Source organism: Bacteroides sp. AM41-16 (assembly GCF_003603495.1).
GTDB classification, from domain to species: domain Bacteria; phylum Bacteroidota; class Bacteroidia; order Bacteroidales; family Bacteroidaceae; genus Bacteroides; species Bacteroides uniformis.
On the sequence record NZ_QTNE01000015.1, the window covers coordinates 87,280 to 106,735 of the forward strand.

Sequence of the window (19,456 nt, forward strand, 5' to 3'; positions counted from 1 at the left end):
AGATCCAATTATGAATGTTCAAATAGAAGAAAGCTGGAAAGCACATCTGCAACCTGAATTTGAGAAAGATTATTTCCGTACATTGACTGATTTTGTACGGGACGAATATGGGAAATATGCAATATATCCTCCGGGAAAGCTGATATTCAATGCATTCAACCTATGCCCTTTTGACAAAGTAAAAGTCGTGATAATCGGTCAAGACCCCTATCATGGTCCGGGACAAGCACACGGACTTTGTTTCTCCGTAAATGACGGTGTTCCTTTCCCTCCTTCCTTACTTAATATTTTCAAGGAAATAAAAAATGACATTGGCACTGATGCCCCCACTACCGGCAATCTGACACGCTGGGCAGAGCAAGGCATATTGCTGCTCAATGCTACCCTCACCGTACGTGCACACCAAGCCGGTTCTCACCAAAACCGAGGTTGGGAAACATTTACAGATGCGGCTATCCGCATTCTCGCCGAAGAAAAAGAGCATCTTGTATTTATTCTTTGGGGAGCCTACGCCCAACGTAAAGGGGCATTCATCGACCGTAGCCGACATCTGGTACTTACCTCGGCACATCCATCTCCCCTATCCGCTTATAACGGCTTCTTCGGGAACAAGCATTTCAGCAAAACAAACGAGTATTTGCGGGAACATGGAGAGACGGAAATAATTTGGTAAACATCAATACCACTGAATATTACTCTGAGTCTGGCTTCTCTGTTCCCATTTCAAGTCTTGCAGGATACTTGCATTGGCACGGATGGTAAAGTTATAGTATTTCCAGCGTCCGAAAGGTGATATGGCAGCCGTCATGCTGAAACAGTGCAGGTCACGTGTGATGTTGAAAGCGGTCTGCGTTATCTCCTTCGCATTGAAGTCATAACCGGAATTGAAGCTGACAGCCCATTTATTGGTAAGCTTGACGTTACCGTTTATATTAAGGGAATTCAGGCTGAATTTGTACGGATAGCGCATGTTCTTACGATTAATGGGCTTACTGGTGTCTTCCGTTATATTGAAACCGGTACTGAAGTTGATGGACCAAGGCATTTTGAATACTTGATAGCCGTCAGCATCGGCAGCAGCCTTTTCCTTCTTCTTCTTCTTCGGAGTGCCGTCCTCGGTGGTTTCGCCCTCCATGTCACTGTCTCCCTCCGTCGAGGCATTCTGGTCTTGGTCCTGCTCCTCGTCATCCTTCTGACCGGTGAAGAAGTTCCTTATTTTCTTCCACGAATCATTGTTCACGGTCCAACTGAACGACGTACCATATCCCGACCAACGACCGAAACGGCCATACGACCATTCCGTACGGTTACCGGGCACCACCCTTCCGTTCTCATCAAACTCGTAAGCATAAGTGGCAAAGGTAGAGCTCATACTCAACGTATAACTCTTGCTCAACTTCAGACGGAGATTAAAGCTCAAGTCACTCCAAGGACGCACCTGGGCAGCCGTGTTGTAACTGATACCCATACTCAAATCGTCAATCAGGCTCACCTTGCGGATAGAGTCATTCTTATCCTTGAACTTCATTTCAAGGTTATTGGAGATATTGAAACTGATAAGCCCCTGCTTTCCTCCACTTGGCGGACTGAACACCTGACCGGCATAATAGGAATACTGCACGGTATCGCGAATGCCGTTCTGGTCTTTTATATAAGAGTCATAATAGCCAAAACGGGACGAAGTGAAATCGGGCGCAGCGCTGAAACTGATGGAGGGAGTGATGACGTGACGTATCTGTATCTCCTTCTTCTTCATGAACAATGGCTTGTACATACCATAAACTTTGGTATTGATACCCAGACTGGCACTGTAGTCGTATACACGGTGAAAACCGTAGGTCGTATCATTCACCTCCTTGCCTTGCTCATCGTCCCAGTCCTTCTTCACCTTGCGGGTGTACCAACGCTCCGTATAGTTTACGGTAGGCGTCACATTGAAGTACTTGAACAAAGTAAACGTGGCACTTACCGGAATCTCATGCTGCATACCGTTCTCCCAATCGCGTATCAGGTTCTTCTTGAACAACAGATTGTCCTTCGTCTTGATACTGTTCTTCACACGGCCAGTATAGCGAACGGAAATCTTCTCATACCACTTTTCATCTCCCACTGCATGTTTGCGCTTGAAAGGGAAAATGGTACTCAAGGAAATGGTCATGTCCGGTAAAGTCACCGCGATAGAGGAGTCGCGCATGGTCTGGGCAATATTACCTGAAGCGGAGATGCTCAGATGCTGGTCGGGAAAGTTACGCGAATAGCTGACACTGGAAGTCTTGGTATTCTGCGACATTGCCTGGGAGTTGTACATATTGCCGATATTGGTACGCTCATAACTACTGGTAGCAAAGTTCACACTGGCAGAAAAGGTAGAATTCGGACTCGCTTTCGGGTCCTGCCGGTGAGACCACACCACCTTGAAGTCTTTGGCAACCGAGTAGTCGGGCAAGCCTTTGTCACCGGTCTTGGTCACCTGATAGCTTGCCTGCAGCAAACCGGAATATTTGTAACGCTTCACATAGTTCGACTCCATATTCAGCGCCCAAGAACCTTTCGTGAAGATATCCGCCCGCAGCTTCAAGTCCATTTGGTCACTGATGGCGAAGTAATATCCACCGTCCGTCAGACCGAAGCCACGATTGGAGTCATCCATATAGGTAGGCATCAGAAAACCGGACTGGTAACTGCTAGAAAACGGGAAAAAGAAAAATGGAACGGCAAGCGGAAGCGGCACATCCTCTACTACCAGATAGGCAGGTCCCGTCACCACGTTCTTTTTCGGACGTACCTTGGCATAAGTCATCTGCATATAAAAATGGGGGTGGTCATGATGGTCACAAGTCGTGTAACGACCGCTCCTCATATAGAGTTCATCATTATTCCCTTTCTTGGCATTATTACCGGTCACGTATCCCTCGCCCTGCTGGCTGACAACATTGCTGATAAGACCTCTTTTACTCTTGAAGTTATAACGGATAGTATCGGTTTCGTAGGAGGTGTCCCCGTCTTTGAAGACCGGTCTTCCCTTGGCTGTTCCTACAGAATCGACCACGCCACGGGCAAAAACCGTACTGTTGTCCATATCCATAGAGATGACATCAGCCTCCAGGTCAGCACCCGGATAACTCACCTTTCCCTGGCCGTAAAGATGGGCAAAGCCACTCTGCGTAAATACAATGGAGTCATTGGCTTCGTAGGCTACGGGAGCATCCAATGCATCCTTCTTGGGAGGCGCAGCCGCTACCGTATCTTGTTGCAACGAATCGGCAGGAAGCCCCTTTCCCCCTTGCAGGGAGACTCCCATCTGCAAACTATCCCCTACCTGCAACGTGTCTGTCCGCTGAACATTCGGAGGCGCGACCTTCGTTCTACGGCGCTGAGAAGCAGCCCCACCAGAGAGAAGAAGCAAGACGAATAGTAGTATGAATGATATGAATGTATTTGCTTTCAATGGCGTCATTAACTAATAGTTTACGCTTGGAGGGGCAAAAGTACATAATTTATACGGATAATCTCCCTTTTTAAAGAAATTTAGATTGCTACAAGAACTGTTCGCACCAATTATCAAAGCGCCGTACCCCTTCTTCACCATAACGTTCCAAACTTTTTCGGGCTTTTTCTACACTTTTCTCCTTTTCCAAATGAGTTTTTGAATAAAACTTATCGGCAAAACAGATAGCTTGTTCTTCCAAGCTGACCGGAACCATTTCACGATGCGGTACGGGCAAATCCTGCGCAATGATTCCCTCCAATGAAAGTCCGGCACCCGTATGGCGTTCACAAACCAAAGCATGGCGGGGATAGCCTTCGCCGCGTATCAGGTCGGCTCCCAAATAACCGTGACAGATATAAGGCTTGTCGCCAAAACAATGGATACCTGCCGCATCTGTAAGAAAAATGCCTATATCGTGCAGCATGGCAGCCTCGTACAGAAAATCCTTATCCAATGAAAGTTCCGGATGGCGGTCGGCAATCCATAACGACTTGTCGGCTACGGAACGGCTGTGCGTCAACAGTATATGCCGCAACTCATTCTCTTCCGGATAATATTTGTTAATGATATCTATCGGATTCATTTTAAGTTATGAGTTATGAGTTATAAATTATGGGTTATGAATGTCAATCGCCCTAAATTTATACATGCAGATTTCATTACGCATATCACAACTGCGTCTGTCTGTACGGAATATCTTTTCCAGATGATACGTCTGTTCCAGCTCTCCCAACATATTCTCCTCCTCCTTTACGGGAACCAACAAATAGCCCTCCTCGCTGGACGGACGTTCCTTTTCAATGTGCCGCATGCGGTCTTTCAGATAGAAGTTAACACCATAGAAACTCATTTTCGAGTAAGAATAGACCACACCTTCCGGAACATACGTATTGACCCTTTCAGCCAAATGTTTATCTGATTTCACAGCCAGCACCGTGGGCTGATAAACCGAATCCAATGATACGAAAAGGCAGAGCATACATCCTGCTATGCCATATAATAATGACCGGCTATCCGCACGCTTTATCACCATGCGTAATGTGCAGACAGCGGCTACTACGGGAAGCGCTACCAGGAGCCACTTGGGAACAGACAAAGCCACATCCTCCAACGCATGCATAAAGGCTACATTCTCAGCGGCATGGCGTCCGCTTCCAAAAACGCTGTCGGGAACCAGGCCGAGACGAACTACGACAAAAACAAGCGTAAGCAACAAGCCCAAAGAAGCAAAGATGATTGCACAAATCCTGAAAACTCGTGCCCCCTTTTGTACCAAAGCCAACAGATACTCAGCTATCAGCACTGCCATAAACGGATAGATGGGAAGCAGATAAACGCTCCGCTTACTCTTGGGGATGCAGTAGAAGACAAAGATTATCAGAATGACCAGCCACGTGAACAATTGTACCGGAGACTGGTTGCGGAAAGCAGTCCAGCCCTTCTTCAACCGCAACAGCAGGGTCTCCCCTTCCGGCAGACAACGCATGTTTTTCCACTTCAAGCCAAACAAGGAAATTACCAGAACCAACGTCCAGGGAATCCATCCCCAAATCAAAGTCAGGAAATTATACCATATAGGATTTTCATGGGACTCGTAGGACATTTTGCCCATAAACCGCCCGGTATTCTCCTCCAGAACCAAATCGAGGAACGGTTGTCCACCTTGTCTGTAAGCTACGTATACCCAAGCTAAATAAGGAACAAAAGAAAGCAAGCCGATACCTACCAACGAGAAAAACGCTTTCCAGAAAGAACGTCCGCGCAACAACTGATACACACCGATACACGCGCAAGGGAATATGGAGCCTACCGGCCCTTTGGTCAACGTGGCACATCCCATCAGCAACACCGCAAGCCAGGGCACTCCGCGGCATCCCTTCTCATCCCAGCGGAACAGCAGACAAAGGGAAATAACGATAAAGGCAACCTGAACCATATCGACCCGACAAGCGACAGCCGCCCGATGCACCTCGAAAGAAGACAAAAGAAGAATAGAGGCCAGAAACGCCGTTTGAACGTTTTTACGTTTTGCCACAAAGGCAAAGAACATCAACTGCATGGCTAAAAAAGCCAATGCAGACGGGAAACGGGCGGAAAACTCCGTCACCTCTCCAAAAAGGGAAGAGACGGCGGCTATTGACCAGTAGAAGAAAGGGGGTTTATAAGCAATATCAGTACCATAGTTCACCGGAAGTATCCAGTTTCCACTTTCCAGCATAGAAAGGGCAACAATCGCCTCCCGCGGTTCCCCCTTGGAATAAAAAATGGTTTCTCCCAGAAAGGGAACAACCACAAGCACACTCAGCAGCGCAATAAACCAGAACGCCTTCTTTCTGTCCGACATACCTTATTTGTTTTTTATGTTTTCTGGACGCAAAGATAGCGCAAACCGAAAGCAGATGCAAATTTATTTGCAATTTGCTGAGATGCAGCTTAATTTCGCAAAGCAAAATTACAAATAATTCTGAAACAATGCCTAACTTTGCCGCCCCAATGATAATGGCAACAGAGAGTAGATATTTAATGTTAAGATGAAGCGGCTGAAACAACTACCGGAATTTGTACGCTTCGTAATGGTGGGCATCTTTGCGACAGCTCTGCACTACGGATTGTATTTTGTATTACAACGGGTTATCAATGTAAACATAGCCTATACACTGGGATATGCTCTCAGCTTCATCGCCAATTTCTATCTGACTGCTTACTTTACCTTCGGCCGAAAGCCCTCATGGAGAAAAGCCTTCGGATTTGGAGGGGCACACTTATGCAGCTATCTGCTACACATGGGGTTGCTGAACCTCTCTCTCTGGATGGGCATCCCCAAACCTCTGGCCCCCATTCCGGTTTTCGCCATCGCCATTCCGGTCAACTTCTTACTCGTACGTTTCGTTTTCAAAAGAAAAGAGTGATAATTTGTTTTTCTCCCGATTTCTTACGAATATTGCAAAAAGATTTGTTCTATGATGGAAAACTCTCCCATACTCGCCGTTGTCGTACCTTGCTACAAAGAAGAGGCAGTGCTGCATGAAACCCATAAACGATTGAGCCAATTATTCGACCGGCTGATACAAGCCCGGCAAATTTCCCCGGAAAGCTATATATTATATGTAAACGACGGAAGCACCGACCAGACATGGGCTATCATCAAAGAACTGCACCAAAATACGGCCTATGCCTGCGGACTGAACCTGGCAGGAAACGTAGGACACCAGAATGCCCTGCTAGCAGGACTCAATGCAGTAAAAGAGCGTTGCGAGATAGCCATCTCCATTGATGCAGACTTGCAAGATGACATCCAGGTGATTCCGGACATGATAAACAGCTATAAAGCGGGCAATGACATCGTTTATGGCGTACGTAAAGAACGGAAGACCGACACTTTCTTCAAACGCAACACCGCTTTGGTCTTTTATCGGCTGATGAAGGCAATGGGGGTAAAATCCGTCTACAACCATGCCGACTACCGCCTGATGAGCCAGCGGGCTATACAACACCTATGCCGCTTCCGCGAGCGCAACCTTTTTCTTCGGGGGCTGGTTCCCCTCATCGGCTACCAGACGGACAGCGTGTACTACAATCGTGACAAGCGTTTTGCCGGAGAATCAAAGTATCCTTTCCGGAAGATGCTTAATTTTGCCATCGACGGTATCACTTCCTTTTCCGTCAAACCGGTCCGTATGATTTTTTGGATAGGCTGCATCTTTATTCTTGTGGCACTGTGTGTCACCGGATGGACACTTCACTCTTACACACAGCATAACGCCGTCCCCGGATGGTCATCACTGATGATTTCCGTCTGGCTGGTAGGAGGTGTGATACTTGTGTCGCTGGGGATTGTAGGCGAATACATCGGCAAAATATACATTGAGGTGAAGGACCGACCGCGCTACAATGAAGAAGAACTGCTGATGCCGTCCGGCAAAACAGAATAAAAGAAGCCCATCATCATTCTACACAAAAGTTTTAAAAAGGAAAAACACTTGTCACGCTATCACACTATAATAAAGGTATAGGGAACAGTGTGTGTCTTTCTTGCCGACAAGTTGGCAAGATTTTGCCACCCTATTGGCAAGACTTTGCCATAGGCATGGCAAAAGTTTGCCAAAAGCATGACAATGGGTTGGCAAAATTACTCTCTGGCAGACAATGAGTTAACATAACTATCAAAATCGTATCGTCACATCAGTTTATATCAAAAAACACAAAATCGCTTGCGAAAGCGACATAAATGCCGTATCTTAGTACACGTGCAAGCAAACCATTTTGCTTACACATGATAAAAATCTGCTTATGGGAACATTAGGCTGCATCAATGACATGCTACAAAGGGATAAAGAGAACCGTGCTCTCCGCAAGTTGAGCAGAGGACGGATGCGGGAGCACTACAAATACCTTGTAGAAAGGAAAGGTCCTGAGAGAGCCGATGTAACCATTGAGGAAATAGAAAAAATCCGAAGAAATACTACTGAAAAGGAATTGTCAGATAAAGAACATCTATTCAGGGCAAAGACGATTCTTGCAGCATGTGCTTTAGTCTTGCTTTTATTGGGAGTACTTTGTTATAAATTGTTCTTATAAGCAGGTCTGAAACCAATTGGCAAGAAATCTACCCGGTTAAATTCATCAGCCATTGGCTGGCGATTGAAAGCAGATTCCCATGCTTCATAAAAATTCGCATACTTTTTATATTCGAAGCAGAGAATCAACAACTTGATTTTCCTAAACCAATAAATTAGAAATGAAAAGATTATCTTTGCAAACACAATAAATACATTGAAAGACTTTCTGTTAGAACATGGAACATCTAAAAGCATACATTTTAGCACTTAAAAACATGAATACAGATTTTACAATTAGAATTGCCCAACAGCCTGATGCCCTTGAACTTATGAGTTTGTTTCAAGAGACAGTCCTCCATATAAACAAACGTGACTATTCAGAAGCAGAAGTGGCAGATTGGGCATCGTGCGGAAACGACCTCTCCCGCATAAAAGACATGATTAAGACACATTATTTTATTGTGGCAACCAATCAACAGTCACAGATTGTCGGCTTTTCATCCATTACCCACCAAGGATATTTGCATTCTATGTTTGTTCATAAAGATTTTCAAGGTAAAGGCATTGCTACCATACTTCTAAATGAGATAGAACGGTATGCAACCGCAAGAGGAATCATGCGAATTACATCAGAAGTAAGCCTGACAGCCCGTCCATTCTTTGAGAAAAGAGGCTATATAGTAGAAGTGGAACAGAAACGCAAAGCCAACCAACTTTATCTCACCAATTTTTGGATGGCGAAAAGGCTGGCTGAATGAAATCGTATAACGGACGTATTCCTGCTTGTGGTGTCTTTTGTGGTGGTTGTCCCATATACACAAGAGAAAAAAGTCCCTGCAAAGGAGCAGAACAGAATGGTTCTCGCTGTGAAAAATGTAAAACATTCCATTTATGTTGCTTGGAAAAAAGAATAACACATTGTTTCCAATGTTCTGATTTCCCATGTACTAAATTCAAAAGATTTACCAAACGTTGGCTAAAATACGGACAAAACTTCATTGAAAACCAAAAGCTTTTAAAAAACGTAGGTGAAGTTAAATTTTTAAAGTATTATAATGAGAGAGTCCACGACCAGCTTACCAACAATGACAGAAAATCAGGAATAAAACAATAATTTTGTACCTTTCGAAAAACATGTGTTGTAAATGACAGATTTTAATTCATACATGGGCAATATAGACACTGACTTTTTTAGGGAACTGTGTTTAAGAAACGGAGAACTACGGTATTATAAAAGAAATGAGTTTATCCTCCGAGAGGGAGAAGTCGGTTCTTTCTTCGGGTTTATTGTATCCGGTGTAATCAAATATACCTGCATCAACCAAACTGAAAACAAAACATATAATGTAGGTTTTTCTTTTGCCAATGAATTTATCTCTGATTATCCCAATTGTTTATACGACATAAAATCTGAATTGAATATACAAGCAATAACCCCATGTAGAATCTACATCTGTTCTTCCGAATTACTTCTACAAGAATTTGAAGAGAACAAAGAAAATCAACGAATAGCCCGTATTGCAGCCGAACAATTATTTTTTCAGTCGTATTCACGTTACTTGGATTTGTTCAGATTTACATCGGAAGAACGCTATCTCCAACTTCTTAAAAAATGTCCAGAAATCCTACAAATGGTACCCCTAAAAGAAATTGCGTCTTACTTGAAAATAACCCCTATTCACATGAGCCGCATCAGACACAAACAGAGTTTTGACAGCAAAGAATAAACATAGGTTTAGAAATTCAATCATTTAACAATATTCCAAGACAATATTGATTCTGTCAGGAAGTTCTCTTTTATTTTTGCCCTATCCTTTGGCTGATTCAGCGAAAGGCAGGAATGAAAGGAGTTAAACATAGAGTCCTATATATGAGAACAAGAAAAGTATTTAGAATGCCACTTGATAAAATTCTTTGTTTATCAGCCAATGCTATATTAACCATTATTGCACTATGGAGTATTGCATCAGTCTTTTTCGAAAACGCCACAATTGATTCTATAATAGCCCGTTTCAGCGTGGCTTCTGCCTGCATGGCCAACCTATTTTCAAAACATCGTCTTATCCGGATAATATTCCTCATTATGGCATTTGTACTGATAATTGTTGCAACCACCCTCTATGTCCATAAAGCAAATAAGATGTAAAATACTCAGCAGTTATTCCGTCTCATTTTTCCTTTTCTTCCACAGCTGATAACTATTGATGATGTTTTGCCACATATTATACATACAGCATAATATAACTCTGATTATCAAAGCAAAAGCCCACCTATTACTAATAGTGGGTAACAAAATAGTAACAAAAAAACGAAGAAATCGCTTTGCGGTGGGCTTCATGTGCAAAGGTAACAAAAGCTCTCTAACCATAAAAGCAAAACTGGCGAAAAGAAGAATACTGTTTTTCTTTTCGCCAGCATATATAATTTGCTGTCAATAGAAATTAGTTTAGTCCGTTTTGGATATATAGACAAAAACACAAACTAAACTTGTGTTTATAATAACTTTTTCAACTTATCTATGACATATCTTCCAATGCAGAGAACTTTGAATGATTTAGGCAACAGATATTTGGATGTTTTAATTAGAATGTCCCTTTTTTACACCTAATATCTATCTAAGAAATCTTACTTTTGTTTGATAATTAAAACAGAATGGAGAAAATTCAAGTAATACAACCTACCAAATTGCTCGCTCCTTATATAAAGCAATATTGGTTTTTAAGGATAGATGATGTAAAGCAAGGCTTTCAACGTTCTATCCCGGCAGGTTGTGTAGCACTTGTTTTTCATAAAGGGAACAAAATTATTTCTTCTTTTCATAAGGGAACGCAGCCACATTACAAATAGGGTAAATTTCAATAATGGATTGTTTTGATGAAAAAAACTCTTCAATATTTAGACTTACTGACATAGGGCTGTCATAGAAGACGCTATCTTTGTATCAAAAAGTATTCAACTTAATATTATAGAATATGAAAAGATTATTTTTATGCTCATCATTTGCTGATGTTGCTAATCTATTTGTCGATTGTGCCAAAGAAGATTTGCAAGGGAAAATTATAGCTTTTATACCAACTGCAAGCCTTACAGAACCAATACGATTCTATGTAAAAAAGGGGAAAAAGGCTTTAGAAGAAGCAGGAATGATTGTTGAAGAAGTCGAGATTACCCAACTGCCCAAAGAGGAAATATCTTCTATATTACATAAATGCGATTATATCTACATAACAGGTGGAAATACATTTTTCCTTTTGCAAGAGTTAAAAAGAAAAGGTGTTGATAAAATTATATCTAAACAAGTGAAATTGGGTAAACTGTATATTGGGGAATCTGCCGGAGCAATAATAGCCTCTCCCGATGCAGAATATATGAGAAGTGTGAATTTTGATCCAATAGAAAAGGCTCCTGAATTGAAAGACTGTACTTCTTTAGATTTGGTCGATTTTTATACGATTCCCCATTATGGAAATTTTCCATTCAAGAAAAAAGGTGAAAAGATAGTTCAACTATATAATGAGAAGTTGCAGCTTATTCCTATAAGTAATAAACAAGCTGTTATTATTGAAGATTCAAATATTCAAATTAAAGATGCAAAATGAATAGAATAGACCGTATTTCTGCTATATTGATTCAGTTACAATCGCACTCGTTAGTGAAAGCACAGCAAATTTCAGAACGTTTTAATATAAGCATTCGCACTGTATATCGAGATATAAGAACATTGGAAGAGGCAGGCATTCCTATCATAGGAAATCCCGGTATTGGTTATTCACTTGCAGAAGGATTCAAATTATCTCCTCTAATGTTTACTCAAAAAGAGGCTTTGTCCTTTTTGATTGCAGAGAAATTAGTACATGAACTAACTGATTCAAATAGCAACGAACATTATAAGTCTGGAATAGAAAAGATTAGGTCTGTCATGCGTTTTGCAGACAAAAATATGTTAGAAACAATGGAAAAGTGCATGTCTGTATTGGATACTTATAAATCATCTACCTATAAACCTGATATTCTTTTACTTATTTTACAAAGTATATACCAAAAAAGAATTATTGAAATATCTTATTTGGGAAGTAATGCGTTAAGTGTTTCAGAACGAAAGATTGAAGCTGTTGGAATTTTCTTTTCGAGAACTAACTGGTATCTAATAGGCTTTTATCTTCCCAAAGAAATCTATCTTACATTTCGGATAGATAGAATTCAAAAAATGCACATTCTTAATGAATTACAATCACGGGAGCATCCTCCTTTGGAAAAATTCATACGCGAGTTTTATGATAAAGAGAAATTACATGAAATCGTTATAAGAATAGAAAAGAATAAAACCTCCATAATGAATGATGATAAATATTATTACGGATTAACATCTGAGAAAGAGATAGGGGATATGTTTGAACTTCATTTTCTAACATTTTCAATCAGTAAGTTTGCACATTGGTATCTGTCTTTTGCAGATAGTGCAACTATAATAAGACCAGATTCTTTAAAATATGAAGTTAAAAATATTATCAATAACATTTCTATTTGATTGCTGTCAAATAGTATTTTTAATCGACTCAATGAAAAAAATATTCGACCAAAGATTTTTCCGCTTATTGTCGGAATGCTCACAACGTAAAGTGTCTGCATCTGAATTTGCAGAAGCTATCGAAGAATTGGCGACCCATGTAGCCAATTTTAGTATCAATGAGCAGGATTACAACGTTTTACTACGTTATTTTTCCTTTGGTTTGCACCGTCTTAAATCGTATCGTGTACGGTTTGAGCAAGAAAAAAATGCCCCATCTGCATCTAATTGATGAAGCGATAGGACTTTTGAACACTGAAATACGCCTTATCGAGTGGCGCATCAAATACCCGGAACAGCTACAGCAACGTATCAACAAACAGCCCCTTTCCCCTCTCTATCTCGCAGACAAGACAACCCTTATCAACATCATGGAAATGGTAAGCGGTCTGTTCCTCTCCAAAAACATCGTGTATCAGAACGGCAAGCCCGCCTACTTGGTGGACTTGGCGAAAGCCTTTGAATGGCTGTTCAACATCAAGATAGGCGACTGTTACCAAAAACATGAGGACGTGATAAAACGAAAGCCGGGCAAACTGACCGGGTTTCTTAATGGATTGGTAGAACTTATCAAAAAGGAACATGACAAGAAAGGATATAGATAATCAGTGACTTATGATTTATTTATAGGGGATTCCATTAGTTCCCCCGTAATTTCTTTGCGCCTATTTTCTGAACTTTGCTTCATCAATTGATTGACAGACAAGAATGTATAATCAGAAAAATGAAGCAATCATGTATATAGACAATGACGATTTCAGCGTATGGATGCAGAAGCTGTACGCCAAGCTGGAAGAACTCTGCAAGGATGTACGGGTACTACGCAATGCGGACAAGGTACTACCCGAAGATGACAACCTATTGGATAATCAAGACTTGTGTTTATTATTCAAAGTAAGTATCAAAACTCTGCAACGCTACCGGGCTATCGGTGCGCTGCCTTACTTCACTATCAGCGGAAAAGTGTATTACAAGGCTTCCGATGTCCGGGAGTTTATTAAAGAACGGTTCAGCGTCACCACGCTACGCCAGTTCGAGAAAGAACACTGTACGAAGAAAAAGAAGTGAATCTGAAAAGCCGGAACGGTGAATGTACTTCATCTGTTCCGACTTTCCCCGTTTATGGCTTACCCAACTTATCGGCTTCTTTCTTTAGCTGTTCGGCTTGCTCATTCAACAGCCTTGCACGTTCCAGTGCTTCCGCCTGCTTTTGGATGCGATATTCAAAATCCATCACTGAATCGGTCAAACTTCGGATAAAACCGTTATCCCGTTGCCACTTGAACTTGTTTTCCAGCATATCAAAAGTTTCCCCGTCTGCCTGTCCTTGCATCAGCAAATAGCGGTATTTCATATCGTTGTCCTGCAACTGCTGCATACGTTCAGCCAAACGGACATTCAAGAATATGGAAACGGAACAGACGACCAGCACTGCCGAAAAAACAAACAATCCCGGACGAATCCAAGAAGCGACCTTGTTGTAAATCCGTTGATAGAACGGTAAGGGCGTAGCTTCCTCTTTATCCGTCTTGCAAGAGCCCAAAGTATCAATCATTACCTTGAAACAACGGTAGGTTTCCAATGTTATTTTCTTGGTGTCCTCTATGTTCTTCTGCTGACCTTGCATCCTGCTCCTTATGTCGTCAAGTTGGCTTTGAATAACCCGCAACTTTTCTTCGGGAACAGCCGAATTACTGTGCAGTTCCGACAACGCTTGTTCGATTGCTCCCAGCCGTTCGAGAGTTTCCTCCCGACTGGCTGGCGTTGCCTGTGCTTCCTGCTTCTCTTTCAGTTCCGTAACCATAGAGAGAAGCCCCTCTAAAATCAAATTATCTTCCATGTCTTTACTGTTTAAGTTGTTTTTTCTTTTTCTTCTTCTTTCTCAAATTAAAATTAGGTTCTTCATCCACTGGGGGAGAAGAAGCAGAAAACAGACCGAGTGAACCTGTTATCAACGGACTGTCAGCCTTGTCCGGTGCAGGTGCTTGTTCCCGAACGGGTGCGAAAGTTGTTTGCCGTTGGCTTTCGGCAACATTCATTCCTGCATCCCCGAAACATTTATCCAGTTTGGAAAAACTGAAACTGCGGTCTATCTCCGACCCCTTGAACGTGTATTCGCCTTTGGAAAAGGATATGCCCTGTATCTCGTCAGTCTGTCCCTTTCGTTTGAACTGGATAGTGATACCCTTTTCCGCTAACCTGTGCTGCAACTGCTGCCAGTTACGGGATTTGCCGATTTCATTTTTCACAGCCGTGTAAATCTCGTATTTTGATTTGTCCGGCTCTTTCAATCGGTGCTGCTTCACCTGCTCTTTTCCCTCGGCGAAATAAAGCCCGTGTTTGGCTTTCAGCTTCTTGCATACCTGTTCGTTACGATACATGTCGTTCCTGTCCGAAATGGTCTTGCCGTTATTGTCTATGCGGTTGAACACGATATGCACATGTGGGTGTTCCCGGTCTTGATGGCGCACGATGATATACTGCGTATCGGTGATTTTCATTTCACGCATATACTCCTGCGCAAGCTGTACCATCTTCCCATCTGTCAATTTGGGCGCATCCACTGCCGAATAACTCAACGCAATATGTCCGACAGGCTTTTTCAAGTCGGGATTCATCCCGGTCTGCATACAGAAGCTGTGGATTATATCTCCCCGGCTTTCAGTCAGAACCCCGTCCGCATGAAGCAAAACCGCCTGCTCCTTGCCAAGCACATAGTTCACACAGCCCTTAAACCCGCTTCCCTTTTTTATTTTTCCAATCATCTGACAAATGGTTTATGATTTCAATAATCCGGTTTTTGAGCTTCACCAGTTCCACCGCCACCAGTGCGAAACCTCCGGCATTCGCCCGGTGCGCCAACTGGTTGATGTTGTTGGCTTCCCCTGCCAGTTTGCGGATGGTGTCCGCATCCTGCCTGTTCAGCCGGGGTATGACCTCTACCGAAACAACCGCCTGCCTTACATACTCACTGACACGTAACCCAGCTTCCCCGGCTCGCTTTCTGATGGCGTAATACTGCAACTCGGTCAGTTTCGTACTGACAACCCGTTGCTGCTTCTCTATCCGTTTCTTTGCCGGACGTCCCCCCGGCTTATCCTTTATATTCGTCATAGGTTTTTACATTTAAATGGTATCTTAAAAATTGCGACCAACGGGAGAAATTTTCTTTGCGGTGAGCAAAGCAAGGTAGTTTCGGTTTACCGAAACATAACCTTGCTCTCCAAATAAACCGCCAGCCGTTGGTAGTCCTGCCGGATTAAATGCCCCTGCCTCTCTTTTGTCTTGGGGCGGCACGTTGTCCGGTTTCCTGCTTCGTTTCCTGCACTTGGCTGGCTGCGTTTTTCTGTTCCTGCCTCCTGCCGCACAGATAATCGTTCAAGTCCGAATATCCCCTATAATTGTGCGAGAAGTCACGCACACGGTAGGGGTATTCCAATTCGATAGCCCGTGTCGCTTCATATCCAGCCTTGTCATTGTCAAGCATACAGTGGATGCGTTCATACGGGTACAGCACGTCAATGGCTTTCGACACATTGGCGGTAGAGTTAAGAATGGCATAATCCTGCCTGTCAAGGTCGGGTATGGTCGGACAGTTCCTCATGCGGAGCGTAAGGAAAGAGAGGTAGTCCATGAAACCCTCGAACACCAAACACTTCTCCCTCGGCTCTCCCTGCTGCCGTATATGGGTGATGTCTTTCGGGGCGATGCAGCCTTTGAAAAAGGAATTGCGAACCTCGTAACCTCCTGCCATGTTCGGGAAACCGATAGCAAAGAACGGTCTGCCATTATTGGTAAAATGGAGTTCCTTACATTCTCTTTTTGCTAGTTCGACATTGATACCCCGTCCCTGCAAGTAACGGAGCAATGCCGGATGGGTAAGGTCACGGACTTCCAAATGCTGGAAGCTCGGTTCTGTCCTACGCTGGGGAAAAGAAAAACTGACCGGACGGACGTGCGGTGTCTGTTCCGCTATCCGGTTTAAAAGGTATGGCAGGCTGTCGGAACAATAGAGTTCCTTTGCCAGTGCGATGATGTTACCGCCCTTGCCTGCGCCAAAGTCATACCAAAGGTTGCGGTCAGTGTTCACCTTGAAAGACGGTTCGTGTTCCTCCCTTAACGGTGATTTGTACCATAAACCGTTACCCTGCTGCTTGACAGGAGAGTAACCTAAACTGTGCAGATAGTCTGCGATGGGTATTTGTTTCACATCTTCGATGTTCATAACATTTTCTTTTTTGGGGATAAAAAAAATAGTTGAAAAGTGCGCCAGTCCTGTTTAGTCCGTTATATATACACCCGTACCATACTAAACCTGCCTGTTCCGATACAGGAAAATAGTAAGTCCGTTCCTCTTGTATATACACCCGGACTAAACCAAACTGACTTTTAATAATGGAAATCGGGATTATAGCGGTAGCCCTTGCCCTCTTTCACAATCATACGCTTGTTCACAAGAAACTTGTTAAGTGACACAAGGACATTGCGTCCACGCTCGTAGCCGATACTCGCATAACCCTGTTTCAATGCCGCTATGACATTGGAATAGCCTTGTACCACCTGCTTGCCGAAACCGTTCTCCAACGCTTCCCGGTGTTGCCGTTCAGTCAGTTCCGTAAGCGGAAAATTCCTGTCCTGCTTAGGTTGTTGGAATACATAATCATCCACGATTTCGGGTAAAGCGTTGTCATTGATACGGAATGCGAACGGGTCAAATTCCCGGTCACGTATGTGCATCGCCTTTACCTCGCTTATGTTGCCGTCCTGCTGGCTTTTCGTGATTTGCAGGACGGTTTCAGCCTTGTTGTTCAGTTCCGTACCGATATGCCCCCTTGTGTTGTCATCCCCCTTATTCAAATGCAGTACAGTGTGGATATGCAGGTTATATCCGCTTGACCAGCGCATCAAGAGGTTGATTAGGTCGGTTGATTCGCTGGGGCTGTTGATGTCATACATCAAGTCACGGATTCCGTCAATGATGAGCAACCCCACATCGGGCATATTTTCAAGCATATAGCCGATAATCTGTTTCCGCTTGTCGGGGGTCTGCTCCCTTAGCACGATGAAAACAAAATCGTCCCTGTCCTTGTCGGTAGGCAATCCGGCAAGGCGCAAAATACGCTCCATGACCTTATGGCAATGGTATTTGCTCTGCTCGGTATCTACATAGAGGATTTTCCGCTTGTTCGGTGGCAGATATGCCGAATACTTCAGTACCTCGTCATTCTTCAACGCTGCCGCAACGATGGCGGAAATGTTGAATGTCTTTTTGCTCTTGGCTTTTCCTGTGGATGCGCTGAAATTACCCAGCGTGCCAATGGTAGAGCCGTTCACCCAGAGTATTTCGGGCGGCACTTCGTAAGTGTCCGTCACCTTTAGATGGATGGTTTTCCAAAGGGCTGCAAAATCCTCTTTCTGCATGGTGACATCCTGCCCGGCTTCTGTCGCTTTTCTATTTTCCATAGCCGCTATTTCTTTAAGGGACGGTTAAGGATATATTTCTGCGCTTCCTGCTCTATCTGCGCCTGCGTCTTCACCGGGTTCTGACGCAACCACGCTTCTAATTCCGCTTTCTCAAAATAAAGCATTTTGCCCTGCGGCTTGTAATGGGGTATCAAGTTACCCGAAGTCAGCTTGTACAAGTAACTTTTTGAAAGGTTCAAGAACTTGCTCGCTTCATCAAAACTAAGCACATTCTTTGAAAGGAACACTAAATTTTCGAGTTCTGCAACTCGCTTCTCAATACTTGTTTCCATATAACAAAAGTATTTGCGTTAGACAATATGGAGTGCATGCCCTCCAGTTTCTTGTAATCGATTACGGGGGCAAAAGTATTGAGGAATAGCTTGATAGTGGATTAAGCTATGTTTGAGGTATTAACCTATTCTTAAAGTTTTTTCAGTTGTTTGATATAATTGCTGATGGTTACATAATCTTTTTCATGTTCCACCCCTTTTACATAATTGGCGGCTGTGGCTAAATCACCTTGATTCAGATATTTATCTTTCTTTATATTCTTCGTAACAAACAACTTATTCTTTGCTATAACAGATTGCCAGTTAGGTGTTATCAAACCACGATTGCTTAATTCCGAAAAAAGAAAAGCTACCTGCCTGTTGTTATTAGACCTAAATATAACTTTTGGCTTACAGGAAAGTATTGCTTTCAAATCTTCAAAAGTCATAGGAGCATTGAAAATTTCCACTTCATTGATACAATCCACCAACAATGCTATTTGTCTGTCGTTTAAAATAGACTTAAACGGATTTTCTGTTTCAGCAATATGGGAGATAATTTTAGGCTCTTGGCATTTATCTTGAATTGGTTGCGGCTCTTTCTGTTGTGGCTGCATTTCCGCTTGCACCTTACTTTCTTTCTTTTTTCGCAAGTACGCAGAATATTTTTCCAATACAACAGTTTTAACTATTACAGAAAAATAAGGCAGTTCTTCATCATAAACCGTATTATCTTGCTCATACCGGGAATAATCAAATGAAAGAGGATTAAACGACATGTATTTTCTTTTCTCATCGGATTTCAAGGATTCATAAAAACCGCTTTCCCAAAAGAAATCAGATACAGAATAAAAATATTGAATATCATTCAACACAGAATAACGAATATATAACTGCACCAACTCATCAGTGGTACGAACATATTCTTGCTGTTCCAGTTTATCAGCCTGTTCTGCGTCGAAATATAAGGACTTAGAGGCAATATTATCTATCATAACTTGGCTGGCATGATTGATACAGCGATTGAATATACCTTGTATATGGTCGAATTTTATTTTCAGTTCTTCTTCTGTCATAATAATCTATGTTTCAGTTAGTAGAAACA

At 42.8% G+C, this 19,456-nt stretch carries 24 protein-coding genes; 14 read left to right on the forward strand and 10 right to left on the reverse strand.

The features are described from left to right. The first annotated feature begins 10 nt into the window (after nucleotides 1-10). Nucleotides 11-673 (forward strand): uracil-DNA glycosylase, encoded by a 663-nt coding sequence (ung, locus tag DW896_RS13785; protein WP_005827240.1) that lies wholly within the window; start codon nucleotides 11-13, stop codon nucleotides 671-673. 3 nt (nucleotides 674-676) lie between these two features. Here the strand turns inward: ung and DW896_RS13790 are convergent, their stop codons facing one another. From DW896_RS13790 to DW896_RS13800, 3 genes are all read right to left on the reverse strand, one after another. Beyond that, a complete protein-coding gene (locus DW896_RS13790; RefSeq protein ID WP_117652788.1) occupies nucleotides 677-3,457 on the reverse strand; it encodes a putative LPS assembly protein LptD in 2,781 nt (926 codons plus the stop codon). Nucleotides 3,458-3,536: 79 nt separating this feature from the next. After that, nucleotides 3,537-4,073 (reverse strand): HD domain-containing protein, encoded by a 537-nt coding sequence (locus DW896_RS13795; RefSeq protein ID WP_005827246.1) that lies wholly within the window; start codon nucleotides 4,071-4,073, stop codon nucleotides 3,537-3,539. A 27-nt stretch (nucleotides 4,074-4,100) separates the two neighbouring features. Continuing rightward, the gene (locus DW896_RS13800) at nucleotides 4,101-5,834 is read right to left on the reverse strand and encodes a glycosyltransferase family 39 protein (protein WP_022401422.1); all 1,734 of its coding nucleotides are present in this window, start codon (nucleotides 5,832-5,834) and stop codon (nucleotides 4,101-4,103) included. Nucleotides 5,835-6,021: 187 nt separating this feature from the next. Here DW896_RS13800 and DW896_RS13805 point away from each other — a divergent pair, with 187 nt between their 5' ends. The 13 genes from DW896_RS13805 (at nucleotide 6,022) to DW896_RS13870 (ending at nucleotide 13,684) form a co-directional block, all read left to right on the forward strand. Next, a complete protein-coding gene (locus DW896_RS13805) occupies nucleotides 6,022-6,399 on the forward strand; it encodes a GtrA family protein (RefSeq protein WP_005833184.1) in 378 nt (125 codons plus the stop codon). A 51-nt stretch (nucleotides 6,400-6,450) separates the two neighbouring features. Beyond that, nucleotides 6,451-7,422 carry a glycosyltransferase family 2 protein gene (locus tag DW896_RS13810; RefSeq protein WP_022401421.1) on the forward strand — a complete coding sequence of 324 codons (972 nt, stop codon included), beginning with the start codon at nucleotides 6,451-6,453 and terminating at the stop codon, nucleotides 7,420-7,422. Between the two features lie 358 nt (nucleotides 7,423-7,780). Beyond that, nucleotides 7,781-8,068: a hypothetical protein gene (locus DW896_RS13815; protein WP_022401420.1), complete on the forward strand. Its 288-nt coding sequence runs from the start codon at nucleotides 7,781-7,783 to the stop codon at nucleotides 8,066-8,068. Nucleotides 8,069-8,324: 256 nt separating this feature from the next. Beyond that, on the forward strand, nucleotides 8,325-8,807 hold the full coding sequence (locus DW896_RS13820) for a GNAT family N-acetyltransferase (RefSeq protein ID WP_022401418.1): 483 nt from the start codon (nucleotides 8,325-8,327) through the stop codon (nucleotides 8,805-8,807). Further along, nucleotides 8,804-9,163: a DUF3795 domain-containing protein gene (locus tag DW896_RS13825; RefSeq protein ID WP_057097562.1), complete on the forward strand. Its 360-nt coding sequence runs from the start codon at nucleotides 8,804-8,806 to the stop codon at nucleotides 9,161-9,163. Before DW896_RS13820 ends, DW896_RS13825 begins: the two co-directional genes overlap by 4 nt. A gap of 31 nt (nucleotides 9,164-9,194) precedes the next feature. Beyond that, nucleotides 9,195-9,776 carry a Crp/Fnr family transcriptional regulator gene (locus DW896_RS13830; RefSeq protein WP_005827269.1) on the forward strand — a complete coding sequence of 194 codons (582 nt, stop codon included), beginning with the start codon at nucleotides 9,195-9,197 and terminating at the stop codon, nucleotides 9,774-9,776. 143 nt (nucleotides 9,777-9,919) lie between these two features. Beyond that, complete coding sequence (locus DW896_RS13835) at nucleotides 9,920-10,195, forward strand: hypothetical protein (protein WP_022401417.1); 276 nt, start codon at nucleotides 9,920-9,922, stop codon at nucleotides 10,193-10,195. Between the two features lie 506 nt (nucleotides 10,196-10,701). Next, on the forward strand, nucleotides 10,702-10,896 hold the full coding sequence (locus tag DW896_RS21885) for a DUF6597 domain-containing transcriptional factor (RefSeq protein ID WP_049702064.1): 195 nt from the start codon (nucleotides 10,702-10,704) through the stop codon (nucleotides 10,894-10,896). A gap of 125 nt (nucleotides 10,897-11,021) precedes the next feature. Beyond that, nucleotides 11,022-11,648: a Type 1 glutamine amidotransferase-like domain-containing protein gene (locus DW896_RS13850; protein WP_004315354.1), complete on the forward strand. Its 627-nt coding sequence runs from the start codon at nucleotides 11,022-11,024 to the stop codon at nucleotides 11,646-11,648. Next, nucleotides 11,645-12,577, forward strand: coding sequence for a YafY family protein (locus DW896_RS13855; RefSeq protein WP_004315355.1), 933 nt, complete (start codon nucleotides 11,645-11,647; stop codon nucleotides 12,575-12,577). Before DW896_RS13850 ends, DW896_RS13855 begins: the two co-directional genes overlap by 4 nt. Nucleotides 12,578-12,608: 31 nt before the next feature. Then, nucleotides 12,609-12,848: a hypothetical protein gene (locus tag DW896_RS13860; RefSeq protein WP_004315356.1), complete on the forward strand. Its 240-nt coding sequence runs from the start codon at nucleotides 12,609-12,611 to the stop codon at nucleotides 12,846-12,848. After that, nucleotides 12,802-13,221, forward strand: coding sequence for an RteC domain-containing protein (locus DW896_RS13865; protein ID WP_008770715.1), 420 nt, complete (start codon nucleotides 12,802-12,804; stop codon nucleotides 13,219-13,221). Before DW896_RS13860 ends, DW896_RS13865 begins: the two co-directional genes overlap by 47 nt. 130 nt (nucleotides 13,222-13,351) lie before the next feature. After that, nucleotides 13,352-13,684: a helix-turn-helix domain-containing protein gene (locus DW896_RS13870; RefSeq protein ID WP_008997282.1), complete on the forward strand. Its 333-nt coding sequence runs from the start codon at nucleotides 13,352-13,354 to the stop codon at nucleotides 13,682-13,684. A gap of 52 nt (nucleotides 13,685-13,736) precedes the next feature. Here the strand turns inward: DW896_RS13870 and DW896_RS13875 are convergent, their stop codons facing one another. The 7 genes from DW896_RS13875 to DW896_RS13905 all read right to left on the reverse strand — a co-directional run bounded on the left by DW896_RS13875 (nucleotide 13,737) and on the right by DW896_RS13905 (nucleotide 19,427). Beyond that, nucleotides 13,737-14,456 (reverse strand): hypothetical protein, encoded by a 720-nt coding sequence (locus tag DW896_RS13875; RefSeq protein ID WP_004315359.1) that lies wholly within the window; start codon nucleotides 14,454-14,456, stop codon nucleotides 13,737-13,739. 4 nt (nucleotides 14,457-14,460) lie between these two features. Further along, the gene (locus tag DW896_RS13880) at nucleotides 14,461-15,381 is read right to left on the reverse strand and encodes a relaxase/mobilization nuclease domain-containing protein (RefSeq protein ID WP_049702061.1); all 921 of its coding nucleotides are present in this window, start codon (nucleotides 15,379-15,381) and stop codon (nucleotides 14,461-14,463) included. Continuing rightward, entirely contained in the window at nucleotides 15,347-15,730 is a 384-nt protein-coding gene (locus DW896_RS13885; protein ID WP_049702060.1) for a MobC family plasmid mobilization relaxosome protein, read from the reverse strand. The genes DW896_RS13880 and DW896_RS13885 overlap by 35 nt, the downstream gene beginning before the upstream one ends. A gap of 145 nt (nucleotides 15,731-15,875) precedes the next feature. Further along, nucleotides 15,876-16,841: a toprim domain-containing protein gene (locus DW896_RS13890; protein ID WP_117928945.1), complete on the reverse strand. Its 966-nt coding sequence runs from the start codon at nucleotides 16,839-16,841 to the stop codon at nucleotides 15,876-15,878. Nucleotides 16,842-17,005: 164 nt separating this feature from the next. Next, on the reverse strand, nucleotides 17,006-18,079 hold the full coding sequence (locus DW896_RS13895) for an AAA family ATPase (RefSeq protein ID WP_119993351.1): 1,074 nt from the start codon (nucleotides 18,077-18,079) through the stop codon (nucleotides 17,006-17,008). 5 nt (nucleotides 18,080-18,084) lie between these two features. Next, a complete protein-coding gene (locus DW896_RS13900) occupies nucleotides 18,085-18,372 on the reverse strand; it encodes a helix-turn-helix domain-containing protein (protein ID WP_005802192.1) in 288 nt (95 codons plus the stop codon). Nucleotides 18,373-18,503: 131 nt separating this feature from the next. Continuing rightward, nucleotides 18,504-19,427 (reverse strand): hypothetical protein, encoded by a 924-nt coding sequence (locus tag DW896_RS13905; protein ID WP_049702057.1) that lies wholly within the window; start codon nucleotides 19,425-19,427, stop codon nucleotides 18,504-18,506. Nucleotides 19,428-19,456: the final 29 nt, after the last annotated feature.